General features: G+C 42.1%; 23 protein-coding genes. 6 read left to right on the top strand and 17 right to left on the bottom strand.

Going from position 1 to position 23,095, the window contains the following annotated elements; translation table 11 throughout:
- Positions 1-2 precede the first annotated feature (2 nt).
- The 7 genes from FTU34_RS06435 to FTU34_RS06465 all read right to left on the bottom strand — a co-directional run bounded on the left by FTU34_RS06435 (position 3) and on the right by FTU34_RS06465 (position 8,250).
- Positions 3-1,058: an ABC transporter substrate-binding protein gene (locus tag FTU34_RS06435; protein ID WP_257226236.1), complete on the bottom strand. Its 1,056-nt coding sequence runs from the start codon at positions 1,056-1,058 to the stop codon at positions 3-5.
- Between the two features lie 12 nt (positions 1,059-1,070).
- A complete protein-coding gene (locus FTU34_RS06440; RefSeq protein WP_180035129.1) occupies positions 1,071-1,865 on the bottom strand; it encodes an ABC transporter permease in 795 nt (264 codons plus the stop codon).
- Positions 1,862-2,710 carry an ABC transporter permease gene (locus tag FTU34_RS06445; protein ID WP_180035128.1) on the bottom strand — a complete coding sequence of 283 codons (849 nt, stop codon included), beginning with the start codon at positions 2,708-2,710 and terminating at the stop codon, positions 1,862-1,864. The genes FTU34_RS06440 and FTU34_RS06445 overlap by 4 nt, the downstream gene beginning before the upstream one ends.
- The gene (locus FTU34_RS06450) at positions 2,707-3,960 is read right to left on the bottom strand and encodes an MFS transporter (RefSeq protein ID WP_180035127.1); all 1,254 of its coding nucleotides are present in this window, start codon (positions 3,958-3,960) and stop codon (positions 2,707-2,709) included. Before FTU34_RS06450 ends, FTU34_RS06445 begins: the two co-directional genes overlap by 4 nt.
- 9 nt (positions 3,961-3,969) lie before the next feature.
- On the bottom strand, positions 3,970-5,025 hold the full coding sequence (locus tag FTU34_RS06455) for an ABC transporter substrate-binding protein (RefSeq protein WP_180035126.1): 1,056 nt from the start codon (positions 5,023-5,025) through the stop codon (positions 3,970-3,972).
- A 32-nt stretch (positions 5,026-5,057) separates the two neighbouring features.
- A complete protein-coding gene (locus FTU34_RS06460; RefSeq protein WP_180035125.1) occupies positions 5,058-6,539 on the bottom strand; it encodes a carbohydrate porin in 1,482 nt (493 codons plus the stop codon).
- Between the two features lie 880 nt (positions 6,540-7,419).
- Entirely contained in the window at positions 7,420-8,250 is an 831-nt protein-coding gene (locus FTU34_RS06465) for an SDR family oxidoreductase (RefSeq protein WP_078194047.1), read from the bottom strand.
- Between the two features lie 224 nt (positions 8,251-8,474).
- On the opposite strand from FTU34_RS06465, the gene FTU34_RS06470 reads away from it, so the two are divergent.
- The 3 genes from FTU34_RS06470 (at position 8,475) to phoR (ending at position 11,480) form a co-directional block, all read left to right on the top strand.
- On the top strand, positions 8,475-9,158 hold the full coding sequence (locus tag FTU34_RS06470) for a TetR/AcrR family transcriptional regulator (protein WP_078191503.1): 684 nt from the start codon (positions 8,475-8,477) through the stop codon (positions 9,156-9,158).
- A 229-nt stretch (positions 9,159-9,387) separates the two neighbouring features.
- Positions 9,388-10,098 (top strand): phosphate regulon transcriptional regulator PhoB, encoded by a 711-nt coding sequence (gene phoB, locus FTU34_RS06475; protein WP_078194048.1) that lies wholly within the window; start codon positions 9,388-9,390, stop codon positions 10,096-10,098.
- 23 nt (positions 10,099-10,121) lie between these two features.
- Complete coding sequence (phoR, locus tag FTU34_RS06480; protein WP_078191505.1) at positions 10,122-11,480, top strand: phosphate regulon sensor histidine kinase PhoR; 1,359 nt, start codon at positions 10,122-10,124, stop codon at positions 11,478-11,480.
- Here phoR and FTU34_RS06485 read toward each other — a convergent pair.
- The 3 genes from FTU34_RS06485 to FTU34_RS06495 form a co-directional block, all read right to left on the bottom strand.
- Positions 11,477-12,154: a glutathione S-transferase family protein gene (locus FTU34_RS06485; RefSeq protein WP_180035124.1), complete on the bottom strand. Its 678-nt coding sequence runs from the start codon at positions 12,152-12,154 to the stop codon at positions 11,477-11,479. The two genes, phoR and FTU34_RS06485, sit on opposite strands and share 4 nt — an antisense overlap.
- Positions 12,155-12,305: 151 nt before the next feature.
- Positions 12,306-12,704, bottom strand: coding sequence for an OsmC family protein (locus FTU34_RS06490; protein ID WP_180035123.1), 399 nt, complete (start codon positions 12,702-12,704; stop codon positions 12,306-12,308).
- Positions 12,705-12,772: 68 nt separating this feature from the next.
- Positions 12,773-13,720: a pirin family protein gene (locus tag FTU34_RS06495; RefSeq protein WP_078194052.1), complete on the bottom strand. Its 948-nt coding sequence runs from the start codon at positions 13,718-13,720 to the stop codon at positions 12,773-12,775.
- A gap of 392 nt (positions 13,721-14,112) precedes the next feature.
- Between FTU34_RS06495 and FTU34_RS06500 the strand changes: the two genes are divergently transcribed.
- Together FTU34_RS06500 and FTU34_RS06505 are read left to right on the top strand one after the other, a co-directional pair.
- Entirely contained in the window at positions 14,113-15,288 is a 1,176-nt protein-coding gene (locus FTU34_RS06500; RefSeq protein WP_180035122.1) for a GGDEF domain-containing protein, read from the top strand.
- Between the two features lie 143 nt (positions 15,289-15,431).
- Entirely contained in the window at positions 15,432-16,766 is a 1,335-nt protein-coding gene (locus tag FTU34_RS06505; RefSeq protein WP_257226238.1) for a GGDEF domain-containing protein, read from the top strand.
- 191 nt (positions 16,767-16,957) lie between these two features.
- On the opposite strand, the gene guaA is transcribed toward FTU34_RS06505, so the two are convergent.
- Both guaA and FTU34_RS06515 read right to left on the bottom strand, forming a co-directional pair.
- Positions 16,958-18,526, bottom strand: coding sequence for a glutamine-hydrolyzing GMP synthase (gene guaA / locus FTU34_RS06510; protein WP_180035120.1), 1,569 nt, complete (start codon positions 18,524-18,526; stop codon positions 16,958-16,960).
- Positions 18,527-18,738: 212 nt separating this feature from the next.
- On the bottom strand, positions 18,739-19,161 hold the full coding sequence (locus FTU34_RS06515) for a DoxX family protein (protein WP_180035119.1): 423 nt from the start codon (positions 19,159-19,161) through the stop codon (positions 18,739-18,741).
- 194 nt (positions 19,162-19,355) lie between these two features.
- Between FTU34_RS06515 and FTU34_RS06520 the strand changes: the two genes are divergently transcribed.
- Positions 19,356-19,982, top strand: coding sequence for a DedA family protein (locus FTU34_RS06520; protein ID WP_078191514.1), 627 nt, complete (start codon positions 19,356-19,358; stop codon positions 19,980-19,982).
- Positions 19,983-20,001: 19 nt separating this feature from the next.
- Here FTU34_RS06520 and FTU34_RS06525 read toward each other — a convergent pair whose 3' ends face one another.
- The 5 genes from FTU34_RS06525 to FTU34_RS06545 form a co-directional block, all read right to left on the bottom strand.
- Entirely contained in the window at positions 20,002-20,595 is a 594-nt protein-coding gene (locus FTU34_RS06525; protein ID WP_180035118.1) for a LysE family translocator, read from the bottom strand.
- Positions 20,596-20,902: 307 nt separating this feature from the next.
- The gene (locus tag FTU34_RS06530; protein WP_180035117.1) at positions 20,903-21,307 is read right to left on the bottom strand and encodes a hypothetical protein; all 405 of its coding nucleotides are present in this window, start codon (positions 21,305-21,307) and stop codon (positions 20,903-20,905) included.
- Between the two features lie 13 nt (positions 21,308-21,320).
- Positions 21,321-22,157, bottom strand: a complete 837-nt coding sequence (locus tag FTU34_RS06535) for a ParA family protein (RefSeq protein WP_180024726.1) — start codon at positions 22,155-22,157, stop codon at positions 21,321-21,323.
- A gap of 63 nt (positions 22,158-22,220) precedes the next feature.
- A complete protein-coding gene (locus FTU34_RS06540) occupies positions 22,221-22,613 on the bottom strand; it encodes a SirB2 family protein (RefSeq protein WP_180035116.1) in 393 nt (130 codons plus the stop codon).
- An 8-nt stretch (positions 22,614-22,621) separates the two neighbouring features.
- On the bottom strand, positions 22,622-22,933 hold the full coding sequence (locus tag FTU34_RS06545; protein ID WP_078194061.1) for a BolA family transcriptional regulator: 312 nt from the start codon (positions 22,931-22,933) through the stop codon (positions 22,622-22,624).
- Positions 22,934-23,095 lie beyond the last annotated feature (162 nt).

Below are 23,095 nucleotides of genomic sequence, written 5' to 3' on the forward strand. Positions count from 1 at the left end.
TGTTATGTTCCTTTTGATTTTTGGTCTTTCGCATAGGGATTAAATTCATTGCTATAGATGCGACTGACCTCAATTTGATTCGGTTTTAATTTGTGTTCTTTTTCTAAGGCACTCACCCATGGGGCAAAATCCTGATCTTTTTGCACGCCACCGACTTCGTGAACACCTGTACCTGTGTAATATGGAATCAGTGCTGTATTTTCATTGCGTTGGCGTTTTTCGATAATACTTTCCATACGAGCAATGATTTGCTCTTTCGGCGTGTTGTGTAACCATTCCTGTGCTTTAGCTACGCCACTGACAAAAGTACGAGCCAACTCGGGATGTTCTTGAATAAACTCTCCTCGCATCGAAAAACTCCCTGCGGTAAAGGGGCCGTATAAATCAGTATCTTTAAAGATGCTGCGTACACCACCATTTTTTAAGGCCCGTTTTTCCAAAATGCCAGAGAACACTGCAATATCAATTTGCCCATTCCTTAAGGCTTGTTCTGAGCTCACCGGTGGCAACATAATCAGCTCAACTTGACGGATTTCATCATCGGTTAATCCATGGCGAGCCAAATAATCTTTCACCACAAAGTCATAATGCGCCCCGTAGGCATTCACTGCGACTTTCTTGCCAATAAAGTCTCGTGGGCTACGAATAGGACTATTTTCTAGCACATAAAAACCCACATTTTGTTCAGCATCACTGCCATAAGAAGCCACTACGGGGACCACATCTAGACCCGCAGCGATGACCTTCACCACAGCACCATTAAAGGCGCCAGCAAAATCAACATCACCGGCCACCAAAGTGAGTAAATCTTGTGGCCCACCTTGTACCGTGCCGACATAACTGAGTTTAACGTCGCCTAAATAGCCCAAGTCTTGTGCCAATTCAGGTAATGACACCAGTCCTGGATAGCTTTGATAGCGTAGTTCTTTTAAAGCCACTTGCTGAGGTTCATCCACTCGCTGTGTGCTGCAACCCACCAAGGCTGTGCCACCGACCAATGCTGCAAGGAACATATTGCGCCAGAGTGGAGGAATGTTATGGATTGTCATTTTTTTCATTGTTATGTTCTCCTATCCAACCTGCTGCCAAGCTAAAACTTTACGCTCAACCCAAGTCAGTACCGTATTGAGCAACACGCCCACAATGCCTATCAGCAACATGCCAAAAATAATCAGTTCGACATCAAAAGCCTGACGCCCTTGAATCACGATATTGCCCAGACCATTGCCATAGTTCGCCAATAAAAATTCAGAGCCAATGGTGGCAAGCCATGCGAAAATCAGCCCAAGTTGTAAACCGACAAAAATCTGAGCCGAAGCGCCGGGCAAAATCAATTTACGAAACGCATAAGCCTTTGGAAATTGGTAGACTTCGGCCACTTCACGATATTTATGCGAAATACTGCTCACGCCTTCAAAGGTGTGTAACGCCACGGGATAAAAAACCGACAAGGTAATAAACAGCACTTTGGCGCCATGCCCCTCACCTAAAAAAGTCGAAATTAGTGGCAACCATGCGAACAGCGAAATTTGACGCAATACATGAAAGCTCGGTGCAAATAACCAATTCGAAAGGCGTGAACTCGCGATCAAGATGCCAAACAGCACACCCGCTATCGCACCTATGCCATAGCCGATAAAATTTCGTGCCAAACTTTCGCCAAAGCCTGTCAAAAAGCTCGGTTGTTGGAGCACGGTCACAGCTTTTTGCAGCACGAGCCATGGACTAGGAATCAACTTCGGATCGACCCAATTTTGCTGTGAGGTCACTGCCCACAGTGCGATAAATGCCACAGGTAGAACGAGTGCTTTTGCTGCTTTAACTAAGACTTGGCGCGCTGCCCCGTGTAATGAAAGAATGCTCATAAGTTCCCTCCTACTCGGGTTGCGTGAAAGCGCGCAGTTTTTTCTAACCAAGCCAGAAAGGTATCTAAGACATAGCCCGTAATACCAATCAGAATGATCGCCATGAAGATCAAGTCCATCTGCATTAGCTGACGTCCCCACACCATGAGATAACCAATTCCTTCACTACTTGCTAATAACTCGACAAAAACTAATGCCAACCACGCCTGCATAATGCCTTGACGTAAACCACTGATCACACTGGGTAGTGCAGCTGGGAAAATTACTTCTTTGAGTTTCTGCCAATTACTGTATTGGTAAACCTCTGCCACTTCCATCAAACTATTCGGCACATGAGTAATGCCCTTATAGGTTGCAATCAACAGCGGTGGTAACACAGCCAATGAAATAGCGGCAATCTTCAAAGCCTCATCGATGCCTAAGAAAATCATCAATAATGGAATCCAGCCAACAATCGGAAATTGCGCAACAAGATTCACCGTCGGAAAAATAAAGTCCCGACTACGCTTTGCTAATCCCAACACAGTACCAAGCAAAATCCCGATACTGGCACCAAGCAAGACACTCCATAAAATACGTTTGGCACTGATGGCAAAATGAAAACTCAATTCACCGCTTTGCCATAATTCGACTGTGCTTTGCCACACCAGACTCGGTGCAGGTAAAATCTGCTCAGGCAACCACTGTTTAAGTGTTGCCACATACCATAGACCGAACAACAAAACTGGCATCAGGAGTCCACACGCCACTTGCAAAGTTAGTTTTAAATAGGTCTTAAAAAAATCCAACGCACTTCGGTCACTTTGCAAGGGAACCGAATGTGCAGATACATCCGTAAGGCTCATAATTCTTGTCCTTTTACGCTCTGTTCTGAGACATCAGGTTTTAAAAATTGAATAAATTCCTGATCTTTGCTGATCAAAATAATCAGACCAATAAACACCAGCCCGATCGGTAAAAATAAATTTTGTAGTCCAACCTGTGCGCCAAATACGGCGCCTATCAAGCCACCCAACAGTCCACCCGAAGGTCCGACGAGGGCTAAAATTGGAGAAATCTTAGCCATCGCGGTTTGCTCACCGACTCGGGCGAAAGACATAAAATTGGCGATATGCAACATACCGAGTCCAAGTCCAAACATGACCGAAGCAGGCCACATCAACAGCGTGATTTTGGTTAAGGCTAAAATCAGTAATGCCGTTGCCATCAGGCTTAGGCCAATCAAATAAAATTTTTGATATCCCATCAGCTCAGCCAAACCGCCCATGCTAAATAGCGATCCCACAAAGACGATGCCTTGTACGGTCAGCAGCATCACTGCCATTGGCTCCGAAAGTGCAAAACTTTGGATAGCAATCACCACAATGAAAAAGCCAAAGTAGTTATTTGCCACGCTGCTCAAAAATTCCAATATGCAAACAATCCGTAATGAGGCATGGGTTTTGATGAGTGCCAAAGGCGCCACAATATCCCGCCATTGAAAATGCGGGCGATTCGTCGCTTGCGGAGTACTACGTTGAAAGCACCACGGAGCCAACAGCAAGGTGCCTAAAAAAAGCAAAGACACCACATAAAAACTTCCGCCATAGCCGAAATGCTCGATCAACAACACGCTCAATGCAGGTGCAATCAGGAAATATCCCATCATGTGCGAACCGCGAAACCAACCCGCACGGGCTGGACCTAAACGCTTTAAATTGCTCAGAAAAACGGTATTGATCGAAACAAAACGCATAGGTAAGACAAAACTCACCAAGGCTGTCACCGCAAAGAGGTACCATGCACCAGCTTTGAGTGGCGTTAAGCTATAGACCACAGCGCCCAACACACTGCCGATGCAAAATATTTTCAAAGACCCAAAGCGCTGTACCAACACGCCAATCGGCAATGCCATGATCAAAATGCCAAAATTTTGCGCTGCTGAAATTAACCCCAATTGCAATTCGGTGGCTTCTAAATGCACGGCATACAAGGAAATTAATACCCGTGCTATGCCTACCCCTAGTCCAGCCAAAATCGTGAGCAGCACAAAACTGCTCATAAATTTAGTGGTTAATGGACTGGCAATTACATTGCGTTCAATCGGACGACTCATGGCTATGACTTACTTCGGTTGACCTTGAGCATTAAATTGGCGCCAGTAACCCTCTAACTTCAGCTCTTTCAAGGCATTATTTAGATACTTCGGCTCATACCACGTTTTGGTATCCACATCACGACGGATTAAGCGAGCGTCTTTGGCAATTTTTAAAGCACTATCAATTTGTGAACGATGAAACTCGTCTAGTAGCGGTGTAGTGCGGTCTTTTAAATTCCAACCATCCCATGTTTTTTGATAATCCACCAACGGAATGCCACTTTGTGCCCAAAGTTTATATTGCGCACTACGATTAGCTTCTTGAGAACTCCACTGCGCTTGTTTAATCAGTGTCGTCACGACACGTTGCACCACCTCTGGATATTGTTTTTCAAAGCTTTCGGTCACCCAAAAGTGCGCAATCGGTGATACTTTCGGATCTTTAATTTCCAATAATGTTTTCGCCACACCACGTGCTTGCAAACTAAATGGCGAAGTAATCGTGGCATCAATATCTCCCGTCGCTAACGCCGTACGTGCCGAATAAGCATCTTGCGAAATCACTCGTAAATCACGCTCTGTTAAATTGTATTTCGCTAACACACGGTTAAAGACGATCTGACCATTGGTGCCTTTGAAAACGGAGAATTTTTTGCCTTTAAGATCTGCAAAGGATTTGGCATTAGAGCCGGCAGGCATCACCACATAAGTTGGGCCAAAACGCCCTGTCGAGAACAACACTTTGGTTTTTAATCCTGTTGAACGTCCAACCAATGAGGGCAAATCGCCATGCAATGCAAAGTCAACTTTGCCATTAGCTAAAGCTTCGTTAGTTGCAGGTCCAGCCCCGGGGAAGAACAGCCAATTCACCTTAATGCCATCTTTTTTAAATTCTTGTTCAAGCACACCTCGTAAATGTGCTGTAGCTACAAAACTACCGCCCACTTTGGGTTTACCCCCCTCACCCGCGCCTGATACAGAAATACGAATTTCTTTGGGATTGGCAGCATGCAATTGAACACTTAAACCAAGTGTTGAAAGTACCAAGAAAGTGGCTGCGATTTTTTTAGAAAAGTTATTCATATCGAATGTCCTTAATGGTTTAAATATTTGAATTAAAAGGTGTACTGAACCTGAGCTTGCAGCTCATTGGTGTCTTTTTGATTTGCCGTTTCGACATCAAACAGGTAGTGATTCAGCTGTAATTGGAATTTTGTGGTTTGCGCAAAAAATAGGTTTAAGCCCAAAGAGTGAATGTCATATTCACCAATACGACCGCTCGCGGTGTCGAGATAGCTTGCGTTGTTTTTATTCGGGTTATAGCGGTCAAAACGGTAATAGCCTTGGACTGACTTTGGCCAGAAATCATCAAATTTGGCATTGGATTTAATACTGTTGTAGAACTGATCGCCCAAGGTGTAAAAAGCGGTAAAAGTATGCCCTTCCGCTTTGGCTTCTTTGATGTCTTGGGCTACAGTGTCGACATAATCGGTCTTGCCTTGCAGATATTCATAGGTCACACCAAATGGAGCGTGGTTATAATAAATATCGAAACCCAAACGATCACGTTTTGCAGCATCATCACTGATTCCGCCGGCTGAAATTTTCGATTCGCCTTTGATATAAGAGGCACCGAACTTCAACTCACGGAAAATGCTGGCGTAGTCCACTGGCAAGGTACAAGCCACACGACCGATATAATCTTTGCCATTGTTGTCATCTGCCTTATTGCTGGCATTCCCATTGGTTACCCCTAAGGCATACTCAAATAGCGGCGCACGGTAGTTCGATGCAAAGTCGACAAAAGGTTTGGCATCTCCACGGACGATAAATCCATTTTGACGATTAAACAGTCCTAAAAAGGTCGAAGCTGCAGCGGTACTAATGGTCGGACGCAAATCTTCAGGAGACTGCACATCTAGACCAAAGGGCAATAACTGCTGACCGAGCGTAAAGTTCAGTTTGGCAGTTTCAGGGCCCGCATTGGTGGCAAAAGCGTTATAGCGAACAAAGGCATCCAGTAAGTTAAAGTTACTGTTATTGGTGCCATCATTGCGTTTGCCATAACCAAAGGACAATTGATAATCGAGGTTTTTGCCTTCGTTATAATCCCGGAATAAATTCCCGCGTACACCGATCAGCGCAGTCCCAATATCAAATGTTGATTTGGTTGCACCCAACACACCCGTTTCATCGAGTGCACTGGCACGTAGTTGAACTGTGCCATACAGGGTTGTATCACGAGTCGATTTTGTAGTTTGACGTTCATATTGACGTGACTGATCGTACTTATAGTTTTCAATATCTGCACGTAAGCCGTCGATATCTTCGGATGTTGCTGTGGTCACTTCTGCAACTTGCGTTTCACCTTCAACATCAGCGGCGTTGCTCGTATCGTCTGTCGTCACAGCGGCCGTTTCGACGACTTGGCTTTTCGTCGCACCAGATTCCACGGCATTTAAGCGTTTTTGCAAACTCTCAATTTGTTGTTTTAAGCTGCTCAGTTCTTGCTGAAGTGCTTCATCGGATGCAAAACTCAGCTGACTGGTTGCGGATAAAATCAGTCCGACCGCAACGGTTAATGTGGTTTTTTTCATGATTTGGTTTCACTAACATTTTTCCCAAAGCGCAAAATCCCCCAACCCCATGCAAGGTGCATGAAGTGAATGTACTGCGTGGGTTTTTTAAAAATTAATCTGAGTGGTCGTAGGTTTTATTCAACTTATGCACGACCGAAACTCGAAGACAGCTTTTAGAATTTAAGCGCGCATCATCGCGAGTGTCATAGCACAACAACATGCCTGTTGTAGGACACGAAAAGCAGAAAGATATCGATGCGTAAAAGTACTCATAAATGTTCCATACAGTGGTGAGTTTTGTTCACTCTAATATGGCAACAACTGTGCCAACATTTTAAGTAATTATTTTTTAAAGTTTTATTATTTAAATCTGATAAATTCTGTTGGTTTAAACGCCAAAAAACTGTTGGTTATTCAACAGTTGCTTATTTCAAATCATCAGTTATTTCCATTTTTATATCTCATTTTATGAAATAAGAAATACGCTTTGGGCTTTTAATAACTGATGTTACGCCTGTAAAAGTAATTTCGGATTTTTAAAATGATTTTTAAATCTATTCGATGGAGTCTTACATCTAGGGATTGAATAACGGGATTAGCCTTCGGCTGGAGGTACTCTTACGAAACGTTGTTTCTCATTCGACAAAATGAGAAGCGTGCTTCGCAAGGAAACCATCTTGCGGTGCAATACACCTCACCGACAAAACTCGTTCAATACCATCAAATGATTCAAAGGATCGCAAAAACATTTTTGATTAAAAGTCGTCTTGTCTCAAACAATTGCGGATGACACTACCGCGTATCGTTCTTTTATTTGGATCAAATTGCGCTTCTGATATTACTAGAGCATAAAAAAACCCACTGACGTGGGCTCTTTTCAATTGATTTTAATTACCGCTTATTGACCAAATTTAGTCGCCATTGCAGTTAATTTTTGATAACCCGTCGGTAGCAAACGTTGAATTAAATCAATCGCTTTTGCATCATTACCAATCAATAAACGGCGCTTATCTTTTTGTACTGCTTCAATGATTTGACGAGCCGCTTCTTCAGGTGGACAACGCAAGAATTTATTAAAGGACTGTGCCGATTTTTGCGGGTTCATACCTAAACTTTTCAAGCTGTCATTCATTTTTGCGGCATTGGCAATATTGGTACGAATACCGCCCGGATGTACACATAGCGCACTCACGCCACAATTTTCAATATCCAATTCTTGGCGTAAAGACTCGGTAAAGCCACGTACTGCAAATTTAGTGGCATTATATGCCGACTGTGTCGGCTGTGCTGTTAAGCCAAACAAGCTGGAAATATTGATGATATGACCTTCACCACTTTGCTTGATATACGGTAAAAATTCTTTGGTGCCATAAACCACGCCCCAAAAGTTAATATTGACAATCCACTCCAGCTCTTCATAGCTTGCGCCTTCAACGGTCGTGCCCAATGCCACACCCGCATTGTTAAAAATCATATTCACCGAACCATGATCTTTAACGGTCTGTGCTGCCCATGCTTTCATTGCCGCAAGGTCTGACACATCGAGTTTTTGCGTGGTTACACGTACATTGCTGGCTTTAACCAATTCAACGGTTGCCGCTAGACCCTGTTCATTCACATCGCTTAAAGACAGATGGCAGCCTTGTTTCGCCAAAAGCACAGCCAATTGCTGACCAATACCTGAACCTGCACCTGTAATGGCAGCCACTTTATTTTTGAAGTTTTTCATTGTGATTCCTTATTCCTTTATGCTGCCGCTTGGCTTTATCACAGCGTGATCTCATTTGCCAATGTGTGCAGTTCGTCGACTTAATATAGGTTTGACAATACATATTGTCAATGTCATCTTAGGACGTGCTAAGCTGTTGAAATCGCCAATGCTTAAACATAGGTTTAAACTGAAATTATTGCTAAAATAAGACAAAATTCTGCTTTAATTCAGCGTATATTTTCATGACAGATGCAACAAATCACACAGAACAACAACAGGCAAAAAATGTGAAGGAACGTCAATTTAAAGGGCTTTCTCTCAGTGAACGTAAGCAAGCGCGACGTGAAAAACTGATTGAAGCCGGTATAGAAGCCTATGGTACACATGGCTTTTTTTCCGTGACCGTGAAAGATATTTGTTTGGAAGCCAAGCTGACCGAACGCTATTTTTACGAATCATTTAAGAAAAGTGAGCAACTGTTCCAGACCATCTTTTTAAAATTAATCGATGAACTGCAACAAAATGTGATGCAAGCCATCATGCAAGCATCTACCGATTCTAAAAAAATGATTGAAGCGGGCTTAACCGCCCTACTGTTAACTTTAAAAAATAATCCCCGTATGGCGCGCATCATTTACATCGATGCTATGTTGGTACAAGAGCTACATAACCAAGCCACGATTCATGAAACCATGATGCGCTTTGACCGTATGATTCATGCCTTTGTCATGCTCATGATGCCGAATATTGATCGTTCAGAACGTGAAATTTCGATGGTCGCAACTGGTCTCAATGGTTATGTCACTCAAATCGCGATTCGTTGGGTCATGAGTGGTTATAAACAGCCGATTGATGAGGTTTTATCGTCATGTAGCGTGGTCTTTTTGGCCTTGTTGGATGCTTTTTCTGAAAAACCCAGTAAATAAATTTTGGCCTCAACACTGATCTTTACAATTTTTTGAATAATTTTTTTGTGACAACAGCATGATGCAAAGCCCATGTTGTTGAATATTTCAGGATTTAAATTGTCACAATTTCTTTCTAAACCCCAATGAAAGATCATTTTTGCAATGATACTGTCATAATTAATCTTTGTAATAAGCCTGTCATAAATATAAAACGGTCTACCGTTTACATAAAATAGGGTATTGCGCTGTGAAAGATGACTATATTTTAATCGTCGACGACGAACTCCCGATTCGGGAAATGATCCATACTTCACTGGATATGGCTGGTTTTCAATGTCAGCAAGCTGAAGATGCCAAACAAGCGCACCAAATGATTGTGGATCAGCGTCCTGCACTGATTTTATTAGATTGGATGATGCCTGGCGGCGTGAGTGGTGTAGACCTATGTCGTCGTTTAAAACGCGATGAAAATTTGTCAGAGATTCCAGTCATCATGCTCACTGCGCGCGGCGAAGAAGACCATAAAGTCCAAGGTCTGGACGCGGGTGCAGATGACTACATGACCAAACCCTTTTCCACCCGTGAGTTAGTGTCACGCATTAAAGCTGTGCTGCGTCGCTCAAATGCATTGGGTGGTGAAAAAACCATTGATGCCAATGGCTTAATCCTCGATCCAGTCAGCCAACGTGTCAGCTTTGGTAACACCATTTTAGATATGGGACCGACTGAATATCGTCTACTGGCCTTCTTCATGACTCATCCTGAACGTGCCTATACCCGTGCTCAATTATTAGATCAGGTTTGGGGTGGAAACGTGTATATTGAGGACCGTACCATTGACGTACATATTCGTCGTTTGCGTAAAGTTCTTGAACCTTTCCAAGCCGATCGTTATGTGCAAACTGTTCGTGGTACAGGTTACCGTTTCTCTACCCGTGCAGACGCTGTGATGGGTTAGTCATTTTAGGTCTTTAATTTTCTATGTACGAACCGTATCCCGTCCCTGAACTTGCCAGTGAACATAAAAAATTCCGTTACAGCAGTTTATGGACTTTTGCCAAGCAGGATTTAAGACTTCTGGCATTTTTCCTGCTCATTGCTGCACTCATCGGCTTTGGTATCGGGTACTTATGGATCTGCATCTTAATCGCCTTTGCAGTGTTCTTTGCATTGCAAATGCGTTCGCTGTACTTAGTCAACGAATGGATTTCAAATCGTCCCTATGATGTCCCGCCAAATTTAGACGGTATTTGGGGGGCTTTACTCTTTAATGTATACCGTGCGCAGCGTCAAGAACGCATTGTACAAGCTGAAATGGTTGGTCTGATCGACCGCGCTCAATCTTCCTTGGTGGCGCTTGCTGAAGCTGTGGTATTGATTGATGAATTACACCAAATCGAATGGTGGAACCCTGCCGCAGAAAAGCTTTTGGGGATTCAACAGCTCGATCAAGGGCGCAATATTTTAAGTATTTTAAGACAGCCTAGTTTTATCGAATACTTTACCAATATCGATTTAGCCCCCGATGGTTTAAAAATGAAATCATCGGTACTTGAAGACCATTATGTGCAAGTCAAATTAACCCGTTTTGGTCGCGAAAGTCGTTTATTGGTGGCTTATGACGTCACGCGCATGCATAACCTTGAGCAAATGCGTAAAGACTTTGTCGATAATATTTCACATGAGTTACGCACACCGCTCACGGTTTTAAGTGGTTATATCGAAACCTTTACCGATCAGGAAGATTTAAATCCACGCTGGAAACGTGCATTCGATCAAATGCAGTCTCAAACCCGCCGTATGAATGCTTTGGTTAATGACTTGTTATTATTATCTCGTCTGGAAAATGATAAAAAAGTTGCTAAAAATCAAATCATTGAAATGCCCAGCCTAATGAACCAACTATATGACGATGCACATGCTTACAATGTGGATTATGGACATACACTGAATCTCGAGATTGATAGTCACTGTGACCTGATCGGATCAGATATGGAATTGGCGAGTGCCTTTAGTAACCTCATCACCAATGCAATTAAATACACCCCCAAAGGCGGTACTGTGACCATTGGTTGGCATGATGATGGTACGCATGGTTATTTTACCGTTGAAGATACGGGTATCGGGATTGACCCGAAACACTTACCCCGTTTAACGGAACGGTTTTACCGTGTGGACAGCGCACGTAGTCGCCAAACGGGAGGAACAGGTTTAGGTCTTGCCATCGTGAAACACGTTTTGATGCAACATCAGGCACACCTTGAAATTGAGTCCAAAGAAAACCGTGGTTCGCTGTTTAAAGTCGTCTTCCCTAAAGAACGCTTGTATCATGTGAGCTAAGCAGAATCATCCTGCCGGTCTTGCTGTGCTTCCAACTGTTGTTCTTGTTGTTTGGCACGGCGATATGCAGGACGCTGTTGCATCCGTTGTAAGAAAGCCTGAATTTGTGGATATCGCCCTTGAGTTCTGGTCATGACGGCTTCTAATGGAAACGTCATCTGAATATCCGCAAAGCTAAACGGTCCCGCAAAATATTCATTTTCCGCTAAATGGTTTTCTAAAAACTCGATATGTTCTTTTAAGCGAGGTCGTACAAAACCTTTTTTGACCCCATCACAAATGCGATTAGCTACGGGTTTGATGACCCAAGGTACATGGCGTGGCACATTGCTCATGACCAACTGCATCACCAACAACGGCATTAGAGAACCTTCGGCATAATGCATCCAAAAGCGATATTGTTGTTTTGAATGTTCCGCCTTGGCTGCAAAAAAATCATGCCGATCATACTTCTCTTGTAAATACTCCAAGATCGCTGCAGATTCTACCAAGACCAGTCCATCATCCTGCAATATGGGCGACTTCCCTAAAGGATGGATGGCTTTAAGCTCAGGAGGAGCAGACAAATTTGGCTGGCGCAGATAAAACTGAACCTGATAATCCAGTCCTAATTCCTGCATTGCCCATAAAATACGAAATGAACGAGATTTTTCTAGATGATGTAGCACCCGCATGGGTTCATCTCCTATATGAAGTCTAAAATTTTCTTATTTCTGGTAAGCCATTATTATTTTGAAGTAGTTAAATCATAAAAAGTGTCAGATCACTGCTTAGGGCTATATCAAAACTAAATTTTGTACAGTACAGCAGCGACCTGCATTTAAATTAAACTAGAGTGGTTTTAATGTCTATACTGCGCAATAAAGTTTTTGTCACAGGGGTTTTTTCACAAATGGACAAGATTTTTTGCTCTAATTCCGCATCCAAGGGCGTTTGAAAATGCAGGCGTCGCTCAACCCATTCAACTCCTTCACGGTTCGCACAAAAGTCTGCCTCGACACGAAACTCACCCAATTGGATTTGTTTATGTGCTGCATACATGCGCAAGGTAATCATTGTGCATGAGATTAAAGATGCGCACAGTAAATCATACGGTGCTAAACCTAAATCCCCGCCGCCAAATGATTCGGGCTTATCGGTAATAAGTTGATGTTTTCCACTCTGAATTTCACCTGACCACGGTGCTTCTAAGGTGTTTACTGTTGCCGTTGCGACGATACCCATAATGACTCCCTCATGGTTATGCCGCACCATTTTCACCACAGGTACGGCTGTTCATTTTTATTTTTAAGTTAACGTGATGGACGCATTTTATCAGGGAAAGCCGGTGCTTCTAGTCGTGGACCATCATAGTCTGGAATAGAGCCAAAGCGTTCGTCCTGATTAATCCACTGCTCACGGGCAATATTCAATTCTTCTTGTGTGCGCCCCACAAAATTCCACCACAGCAAAATCGGTGATTCAAAAGGTTCACCTCCTAATAATAAAACACGGCCACCTGCATGTAGGTCAATTTTGACTTGGGTTAAGCCCGGCTCAAGTACCACCATATTGTCTTCATTGAGCTCGTGACCATTGATACTGGCAGTCCCTTCGAGGGCCATAAAGCCATATTCAAATTTTGGATTGAGCGGCAGGACGGTACTTTGACTTTCCGAACTACGCAGATCGACACCCAATAATTCACTATGTACTTTTACCGGCGATTTAGTCTGTAAAAATTCACCCACCAATACCGTCAATTCAATCCCGTCTTGTGTCACCACAGGCAACTCTGGGTAATGGTCAAACTGGGGCGCCATATTGATTTTGTCATCTGGCAATGCAATCCAAAGTTGCGCAGCATGCATTTGCGTTTCAGATTCTGGAGCAACCTCAGTATGCGAAATACCATAACCCGCCGTCATGAGATTGACTTGTTTGGGTTGAATTAACTGATGTGTGCCCAAACTGTCGGTATGCATCATGGTACCATCAATCATCCAGGTGAACGTTTGCAAACCAATATGTGGATGCGGCCCAACATCTAAGCCATCACCTTGCGGAAAATGCACTGGACCGGCATGGTCAAGGAAACACCATGCCCCAATCATTCGTTTATGACGACTTGGTAAAGCTCGTTTAATCACTGTGCCTTGACCAATTTCAGCACGGCGCAGTGGAAATTCTTGAATGAACTGATTGACGTATTTTTCACAATCGTCGGAATGAGATATTTCTGTGTAATTGGTATTGGTCATATTCTTACCCTAAATTTGGCTAAGCCGATGCAAGGACTATCGGCTAGAGCTATGCATTTTTTCCATTATATCTGCATTAACTCAATCTTCTTCAGCTGTCATTAATACGCTGAATCACAGAGATAGGACAATCGTTTTTTTGTTGCCTAATATGACATACAGCATAACAGTTATTGATGCTTATTTAGACAACACCCAATTCAAAATTACTTGTTCATATCACGTGAAATGTAAATTTAAGTAACACAAATTAACACTCATTTTTGACCAAACAATACCAAATAATTCACAAATCCTTGAAATAACGTGTTTAATTTTTAATAAAAATGGTATAGATTATTTGAGTTACATAAAATTACATACAAGCCATGCTCACCCGTCGGTAATCTTGCATGATCAATGAGTATAAGAAAGAATCACGTGCACTGATTCAAAAAGCCTTGAAAGGAACCATTGTTCACGTTCCTGCTCAATTTCGTCAAGAATTTTTCCACTACCATCGTCGTCAACTTTTTAAATTCTTTTTGCAAGTCAACATCGTTGCACAATTGGCCTATCTCTCTTATGCCATAGCGGATTGGTTTATGTTGCCCGATGTGAGTTTGCTCGCGATAGGCTTAAAAACGGCCTATACCTTACTGATGATGGGCATCACATGGGGCATTTATACATATAGTAAGAGCATTTTACTCTTTGACTTGATGCTTCCCCTATCGATCGTTGGTGCTTCTGCGCTGTGGTTTAGCCTACTCAATTTATCCAATAGCCCCGATGTGCCGATCTATTTATATGCATCTTTGGTTTTTATTGTGTTAGCCAATTTATGTGTGCAAATCCGCTTTAAGGCTGCTGTGCTCATTTCTCTATGTATCAGTCTAATCTTGCTGATTGGGGTGTATTTCGCCGTTTCTGGCAATATCCATCAACTGCAACTGTTTATCTTGATCTATTCTCCCGTATTGTTATTTAGTTTGTATATCAGTTGGAATTCAACGCAAAAATCCAGAATTGTATTTTTACATAGCAAACTCGATCAGTTGAACCGTGAAGCACTCAATATTATGGCGCATACCGACGTGCTGACCGGCTTAAACAATCGCCGTCAATTTATTCAACTTGCCAATTATCATATTCATCATCAGTCCAAACCGTTACAGCCACTTTCATTACTGATTTTTGATGTCGACAAATTTAAAAATATTAATGATCAGTTTGGGCACTATATTGGTGATCATGTTTTACAACAAATTGCCGAAACGTGCCGACATACTTTACGTAGCCAAGACATCATTGCCCGCTTCGGTGGTGAAGAATTTATTATCCTTTTACCGCAGACACACCTGCGTAAGGCTCAAGATATTGCCGAACGTCTGCGACGGGCAATAGCCGATGATTATTTAGAACTTGATACACTACAAAAACTTAAATTTACCGTTTCTATTGGTGTTGCCGAATTTGGTCAAAAAAACCGAGATTTACAAAGTGTAATTCGCATGGCCGATCAGGCACTTTACCAAGCAAAATCTGCAGGACGCAATCAAATTTCAACTTATAAAACAGCAAGTTAATAATATATTTTGTAACATTCAACAGACGATTTTTTATCATTCATTCGGAAAATCCCAAGTTTCAGGTAGATATTTTTGTATGTTTTTTATTCATAATTTTCCTAAGCCATTTATGGAGAAGGGACATGTCTGTTGATGTACGAATGAGTTCTCGGACTAATTCGTCTGCTCAGGAAGTTCGTAAAAATCATAATCATACTTTGAAACTTTCTGAGTGTGATCTTGCCAATCGTGCCGAGATTGAACAAGCCATTGCAGATCCTTTTGCACGTATTCCTACGCAGTTTAGAAACTATTTTCTACAACATCAGTATGCCCATCAGTTACCTTATTTACGTCAAGTGAATTACATGGCGCAGATTACATTTCTTCTTTATTTCTTTGCTGACATTTTTATTATCCCTGACATGTTCTTTTGGTCAGGTCTTTCTCGAGTGGCCATGATTATTGCTGCCCTATTAGTTAGCTTCTATCTGTTTAAATACAAAAAAGATATTCGTGTGCTCGACATGATCTTACCGATTGGGACGGTCTGTAGCACCGCGATTTGGATTGGCTTATTATTGGCTTCAGATAGCCCAATGGTCTCGTCCTATATCTATGGTGCAGCGATCTTTATATTAATTGCCAATGTCTGCGTACAAACACAATTTAAGCCAGCCTTGTATTGTTCGGGTCTCATTTCGCTATTGGTATTTTTTGCGGTGAGTCAGCTTTTATCATGGCAAGAAGCACTGATTTTTGTGGTGGTGTCTATTCCTGTTTGGATGATCAGCCTGCATATGAGTTGGAACAATACACTCAATGCACGTCGTCATTTTTTACGTACCCTGCTTGATGACTGGAATATGCATACGCTGAAAAATCTAGCCCACACAGATGAGCTCACCCAGTTATACAACCGTCGTCAGTTTGTTCAGTTGGCTGAGCATCGCATCCATGAATGGCCAACGCCTGCAAGTACTTGCTTATTGATGTTTGATGTCGATCATTTTAAACATATTAATGATAATTACGGGCATGATGTTGGTGACCAAGTACTGCAATGTATCGCTGAAACCACCCGCAAAGAAATGCGCCAAAAAGATGTCTTGGCTCGCTTTGGTGGTGAAGAATTTATTGTGCTGCTGTCGGAAACGCAAATACAGGATGCAATGTTAATCGCAGAACGTATTCGTTTAACGCTTCAAAATCAATCATTGCTGAATGTCGCAAATCACCCGATCCAATTTACCGTCTCCATTGGTGTTTCACAGCTTAAATCACATAAACAAAATTTAACTGAACTGATTAAGCAAGCTGATATTGCACTATATCAGGCAAAAGAAAATGGCCGTAACCGTGTAGAGCGATATGATTCAAGCATGAAACCCGAACGTAAATCGACGAAGTCTTGGCAAAGCTTTACCCATAAAGTAAAGCCTAAAGCTGAACCGAATAATGAAAGCGATAGTAGTTGGTCAATTGTTTATAAATAGAATGTTGAGATATAAAAAAGGACGCCGAGGCGTCCTTTTTATTAGAATTATCTAGGTTTCCCTAAATAGCCTCAAGCATAGCTTTCGGCGTAATTTAGGCAAGAAACGTTGTTTCTTGAAATCCAAAACTGCCGCGAGCATAGCTCTTGGCGTAATTTAGGCAAGAAGCTTCGCTTCTTGAAATCCCTAAATTACTCCCATTCAATCGTAGCAGGTGGTTTAGACGATACGTCATAAACAACACGAGAAACTTCTGCAATTTCGTTCATGATACGTGTAGAAATCTTGTCTACAAGATCATAAGGAAGGTGTGCAAAACGTGCAGTCATAAAGTCCACAGTTTCTACAGCACGAAGCGCGATTACCCATGCATAACGACGGCCATCACCTACGACACCCACAGATTTCACAGGTTGGAATACGGCAAATGCTTGTGAAGTTTTGTCATACCAGCCGCTTGCGCGAAGTTCTTGCATGAAGATGTCATCTGCTAGACGAAGGATGTCAGCATATTCTTTTTTCACTTCACCAAGAATACGTACACCTAGACCCGGGCCTGGGAATGGATGACGGTAAAGCATTTCAAATGGAAGACCAAGTGTTGTACCTAAACGGCGAACTTCATCTTTGAACAAATCACGGATTGGCTCAACCAATTCGAATGCTAAATCTTCTGGTAAACCACCCACGTTGTGGTGTGATTTAATCACGTGCGCTTTACCTTGTTTGCTTGCCGCAGATTCAATTACGTCTGGGTAAATGGTACCTTGAGCAAGGAAGTTCACACCGTCAAGCTTACGTGCTTCTTCAGCAAACACTTCAATGAATTCACGACCGATAATTTTACGTTTTTTCTCTGGATCAACTTCACCAGCAAGTGCTGTTAAGAAGCGATTTTCAGCGTCGGCACGAATCACGCGGATACCCATGTTTTTCGCAAACATGTCCATCACTTGTTCGCCTTCGTTCAAACGAAGTAAACCGTTATCTACAAATACGCAAGTCAATTGGTCGCCAATCGCACGGTGTAAAAGTGCAGCTACAACAGATGAATCGACGCCGCCTGAAAGACCCAATAGAACTTTTTGATCACCAATTTGCTCACGAAGTTGTTCTACGCGAAGATCGATGATGTTTTCTGAGTTCCACAAGTTACGGCAACCACATACGCCATGTACGAAGTTAGACAATAACTCAGCACCTTTCGCAGTATGAGTTACTTCTGGGTGGAATTGGATACCGTAGAAACGACGTTTTTCATCAGAAACCATCGCCACTGGGCAGCTTGGTGTGCTTGCAGTGACTTGGAAACCTTCAGGAATTTGAGTCACTTTATCGCCATGACTCATCCATACTTTTAATTGGTCTTTGGTATCTTCAAGATCACCAATTAAAGCATCACGGACTTTAATATCAACTTCTGCATAACCAAATTCATGCACAGTACCTGGCTCAACTTTACCGCCAAGCTGTTCTGACATGGTTTGTAGACCATAGCAAATACCTAAAACAGGTACACCAAGTTCAAATACAACTTGTGGTGCGCGCGGACTACCTTCTTCATGAACACTTTCTGGACCACCTGAAAGAATGATCCCGTTTGGGTTAAATGCACGAATGTCTTCTTCAGACATATCAAATGCGTACATTTCTGAATAAACACCAGCTTCACGTACACGACGTGCAATAAGCTGACTATATTGAGAACCGAAATCCAAAATCAGGATACGGTCTTCAGTAATTTGGGTATTGGTAGTCATGGCAAACAACTATGCAGGCAACGAATATAAGCGCCGTATTCTAACATTTTTCTTGGACTTTCGCACACTATTCGGACAGGGGCAAAAATCCCAAGCCAAACGGTGTTTTTTACAACACATTTCAGGACTTTACCCATCCGCTTTCAATCAGCGGTAGACATGAAAAAAGCGGCAGAACGCCGCTTTGATGGATGCTCGGACTCATGACAACTTTATTTTGATTTTTCAATCCAATGATCAAAACTGAATTGACCAGCACCATGCAGCATGAGAAATAATAAGCCGCCAGACATCGCCAAGTTTTTCATAAAGTTAATGCCATCTTCAGCACCACCATGGAATAAAAATGCAGTGATTAAACTAAATACGGTTAGACCCAATGCCGCAAAACGTGCTTGAAAACCAAACAATAAAGCTAAGCCACCACCCAACTCAACTAAAATGGTGATCGGAAGTAGCCCTGCCGGTACACCCATTGACTCCATATAACCTGCGGTTGCAGTGTAAGCCGTAATTTTGCCCCAACCTGCCACAATAAAAATATAAGCCATTAATATACGTGCAACGAGACTGAGCACTGAATTGATTTGAGGCTGTTGACTCAGATTTTTCACCATCAAATTTGGGTTAAGCATACTGAAACCTATTCTTAATACTGTTCAAAAGATGTGCTTAGATTAGGTCGTTTCTTATTCTCTTTAAATATGCTTTTATAATACTCATCATTCCATATATAGAACGATTTTACTGATAATTAATTACGTTTTAATACTGACTTTACTGCCCCAGACTGATAGCATCAGACCACTATTTTACGCATATAAGCCCCATGGAACTGATTGATTTTATACTACATGTTGATGACCATTTACTCGAGTTCATTACCAATTATGGCGTATGGATTTATGCAATTCTGTTCCTGATTATTTTTGTTGAAACCGGTTTAGTCGTCATGCCCTTTTTACCGGGTGACAGTCTTCTGTTTGCAGCAGGCGCGCTCGCTGCGTCGACAGGTGCCATGGATCCATGGGTTTTGGTGATTTTGCTGTTTATCGCGGCAGTCTTGGGCGACACGCTGAACTACCATATTGGTAAATATATTGGCCCACGTGTCTTTGAAATTGAATCACGCTTCATTAACCGTCAACATTTGGTGAATACGCAGAAATTCTTTGAAAAACATGGTGGTAAAACCATTATTTTTGCCCGCTTTATTCCTTTTGCACGAACCTTCGCGCCTTTTGTCGCAGGTGCAGGCAGCATGAACTACAAGTACTTCCTGACTTTTAACATGATTGGTGCGATTTGCTGGGTTGGCTCATTTATCACTTTGGGTTATTTATTTGGCAATATGCCCATCGTGAAAGATAACTTCACCCATCTGATCTTCGGCATCATTATTATTAGTGTTTTACCGGGTGTAATTGGTTTTATTCGAGCAAAATTAAAGAAATAAACCGATGTGGTGAACGCCTTTAAGCAAAAAAGCGTAAAACCACAGGAAACATACATAAAATCAGCATCAGGGCCGATCCTTTATACAGAAGATCGGCCTTAATTTTTTGGGTCTTACCCGCCAAAATCGTTCGTCCAAATGACATCCAAAACAACGCAACAGGCAGCAAAACCACGCTAAATACAGCGAAAACCAAAATAAAATTTAATGGGCTTGCCCAAGTTTCAATTGGGAAAATACCTGCAGCAAAAAGCAAGGCTTTCGGATTTTTTAACGAGGAAATGAATAATTCACGTGGTTGAATTGAAGGATGTTTTTGATTGTACTGATGTAAATGCGTCGATTTCCACAAATGAAAAGCCAACCATAAAACATAGGCAATACTGAGAAAATGCAGTAAGTGAATTAAATTCGGCCACACTGGAGCGCTTAAATGAATAATCAACGCCCACAAATTAATGGCATAGAAATAGCCCAATAATTCTGCAGGAATCAGCATGCACGTCTTTGCAATACCTTGTTGATGTGCAGAGCTTGCCATTAGTGCATTGCTAGGTCCCGGCGTCATCATCACCGCAATCATTGCAAATACAAAAAGCCAACTCTCAATCATAAATACCCAGACAATGTTTCAAAGCGCACACCTTAGCCGAAATGAATTTAAAAAAACAAGTACGCGCTAGGTCAGTTTTATCCTTGTACAAGTCAATGCACTCACGCTGAATGTTCAAGACCAGTAGGAGGTATTAAAATTTACGAATAATATTTAATTTAATTTTTTCATAGATTTAAATATTTTATTGGCTCTAAATAGTGCAGTTTATTTGACTCAAAAAAAATGCCAGTAGACGCCTCGCCTACTGACAAATTTTATTACACTTTTCTCATAGCACAGGCCTAAGCCTCTGCTCATGATCCGTTTATGATTTTGCTGCAGTAGCCGAATTTGTGCGAACGATAATCGGACAACCCTTAAATTTTGCTGCCTGTACAATCGCTTCTTGCTCACCTAGAACGCGTGAAAGTTCGGTACGTTTGGTATTTGAAGATTGTCCCATATTGACCGAAATACTCGGACCAATTCCCCAACCTCCACGGCTGCCCCAGCCACCACCGAGGCCAACACCCACACCAACGCCTGTGCGCTTCGGTGTTTCTACACCATTTTGAATATAGTCGTGGATTCGGTTGTATTTACTTTGCAATTGTTGGCAACTCAAAGACTGATACTGTGTAGGTGAAACATAGCTTGGTTTAGGCGTACTTGCACATGCACCCAATACAACAGCAGTGAAAGCAACTAGACCACATTTAAGTGCATTCATACTTTTCTCGATACTACTTTTGCTCAATTTCATTGAACAATGATTGATAGGCTTGCGTCAATTTATGATCTGCAGCCAAATGGATTAAAGGTTGATTTTTATGATGAGATTCTTTCATCAGCACTGAAGGCGGTAACATGCTGTCCAATACAGGAAGACCTTCATCTTTGAGTTGTTGTACAACTTCACGCGGTAACTTCGCCTGTGCTTGAAATTGATTGACCACAATGCCTTCAATTTCCAAACGATCATTATGATCATCCTGCGTTTCCAACACATTTTCGATCAGGGTCTGTAAAGCTCGTTTTGAAAACACGTCACAGTCAAATGGAATCAGCACGCGATCTGCCGCAATCAACGCAGATAAAGTAAAAAAGTTAAAGGCCGGCGGTGTATCAATAAACACTCGATCATATTGACCGCTCATCTGCTGCAAAGCATCACGCAGTTTGTAAATTTTATGCTTAGATTCTAAGGCATGTGCCAACGCACCCAAATTTGGGCTTGCAGGAATTACATCTAAATTTTTAAACGGTGATTGATGTACATAGCTTTCTAGACCTTTAGTACGATTTTTTAAAATCGAACCAATGGCATTTCCCAACAAACCTTTACTTTGTTGCGTCCCCAAGACTTCTTCAAAATAATTTTCAATATTGGGTTCAAGTGCGGGCTTATCTGCTGAGTAGGTCGCATCATCCCCCAACAAATATTGACTTGAATTGGCTTGAGGGTCGAGGTCAATCACCAAAGTTTTTAAACCTTGGTGCGCGCTTATCGCAGCTAAATTGACCGTAATACTCGATTTCCCCACACCACCTTTTTGGTTAAATACCACACGCGTACGCATTCAAAACCCTCTAATCTTTGTTTTTCTACTCAAGCCTTGAAATCGGCCATGTGGATAAGCCATTTATCCAAAAACTGGTTTGATTATAACCAATGTAATGATGAAAATAAGTGCAACAGCTGCAATAAATAAGCCCGCACGGCGCTGAACCAATAAAACACTGTCATCTTTTTTATACGCTTTAGATAAAGAAGACAGCAAGGCCAAAAACAGTATAACTTTGGCATAGAACCATGGCTGCACGTCAAAGTTCTTCATAAACAATAAGATAATTCCTGTTACGGCAATTAGCATCATTGAGCCATGTTGCAAAGCAACAAAAAATTTCCGTCCTGCCGGATTGGGTAAATTGCCCTGCGTCCCTTTAAACAGCGTAAAAGCACGAATGAAAATGGCAGCACAGCCTAAAGCCACGCCACACATATGAATGATTTTAATGATTAATTGCGTTTCCATGGCTCACCTTAAGATGACTTAGGTGCATGCGCACATTCAGGGCTAGTGGTATCTTGACCTTTCCATTCTTCGGGTAAAAACGCATGAATAGCCAAGGCATGAATTTGCCCCGGACTAAGTAAATCACCGGCTGCGGCATAGACTTTTTGATGACGTTGCACCAAACGCAAGCCTGTAAAAGCCTCACTCACGATCACCGCTTTAAAATGCGACTCTTTACCTGGGAAATAACCACCATGACCTGCGGACTCATTCACCACTTCAAGATGTGTAGGCGCTAATGTCTGTAGACGCTCAATTAATTGCTGTTCTAAACTCAAAACGGCTCTCCCAAATTCAAAAAAGGTTCAACTGGTCTTAGTATAGCCTGTATTTGTTCAAGTTCTTGTGTCGCAAAGTTGCTGAAACCATCTGAATTGCATGATTTCACCAAAATGGAAGCCTTCGACCTGCAAAAATCTTCCAATTTTCAAACAAATTGT

Source organism: Acinetobacter sp. YH12094 (assembly GCF_013419295.1).
GTDB lineage: Bacteria > Pseudomonadota > Gammaproteobacteria > Pseudomonadales > Moraxellaceae > Acinetobacter > Acinetobacter amyesii.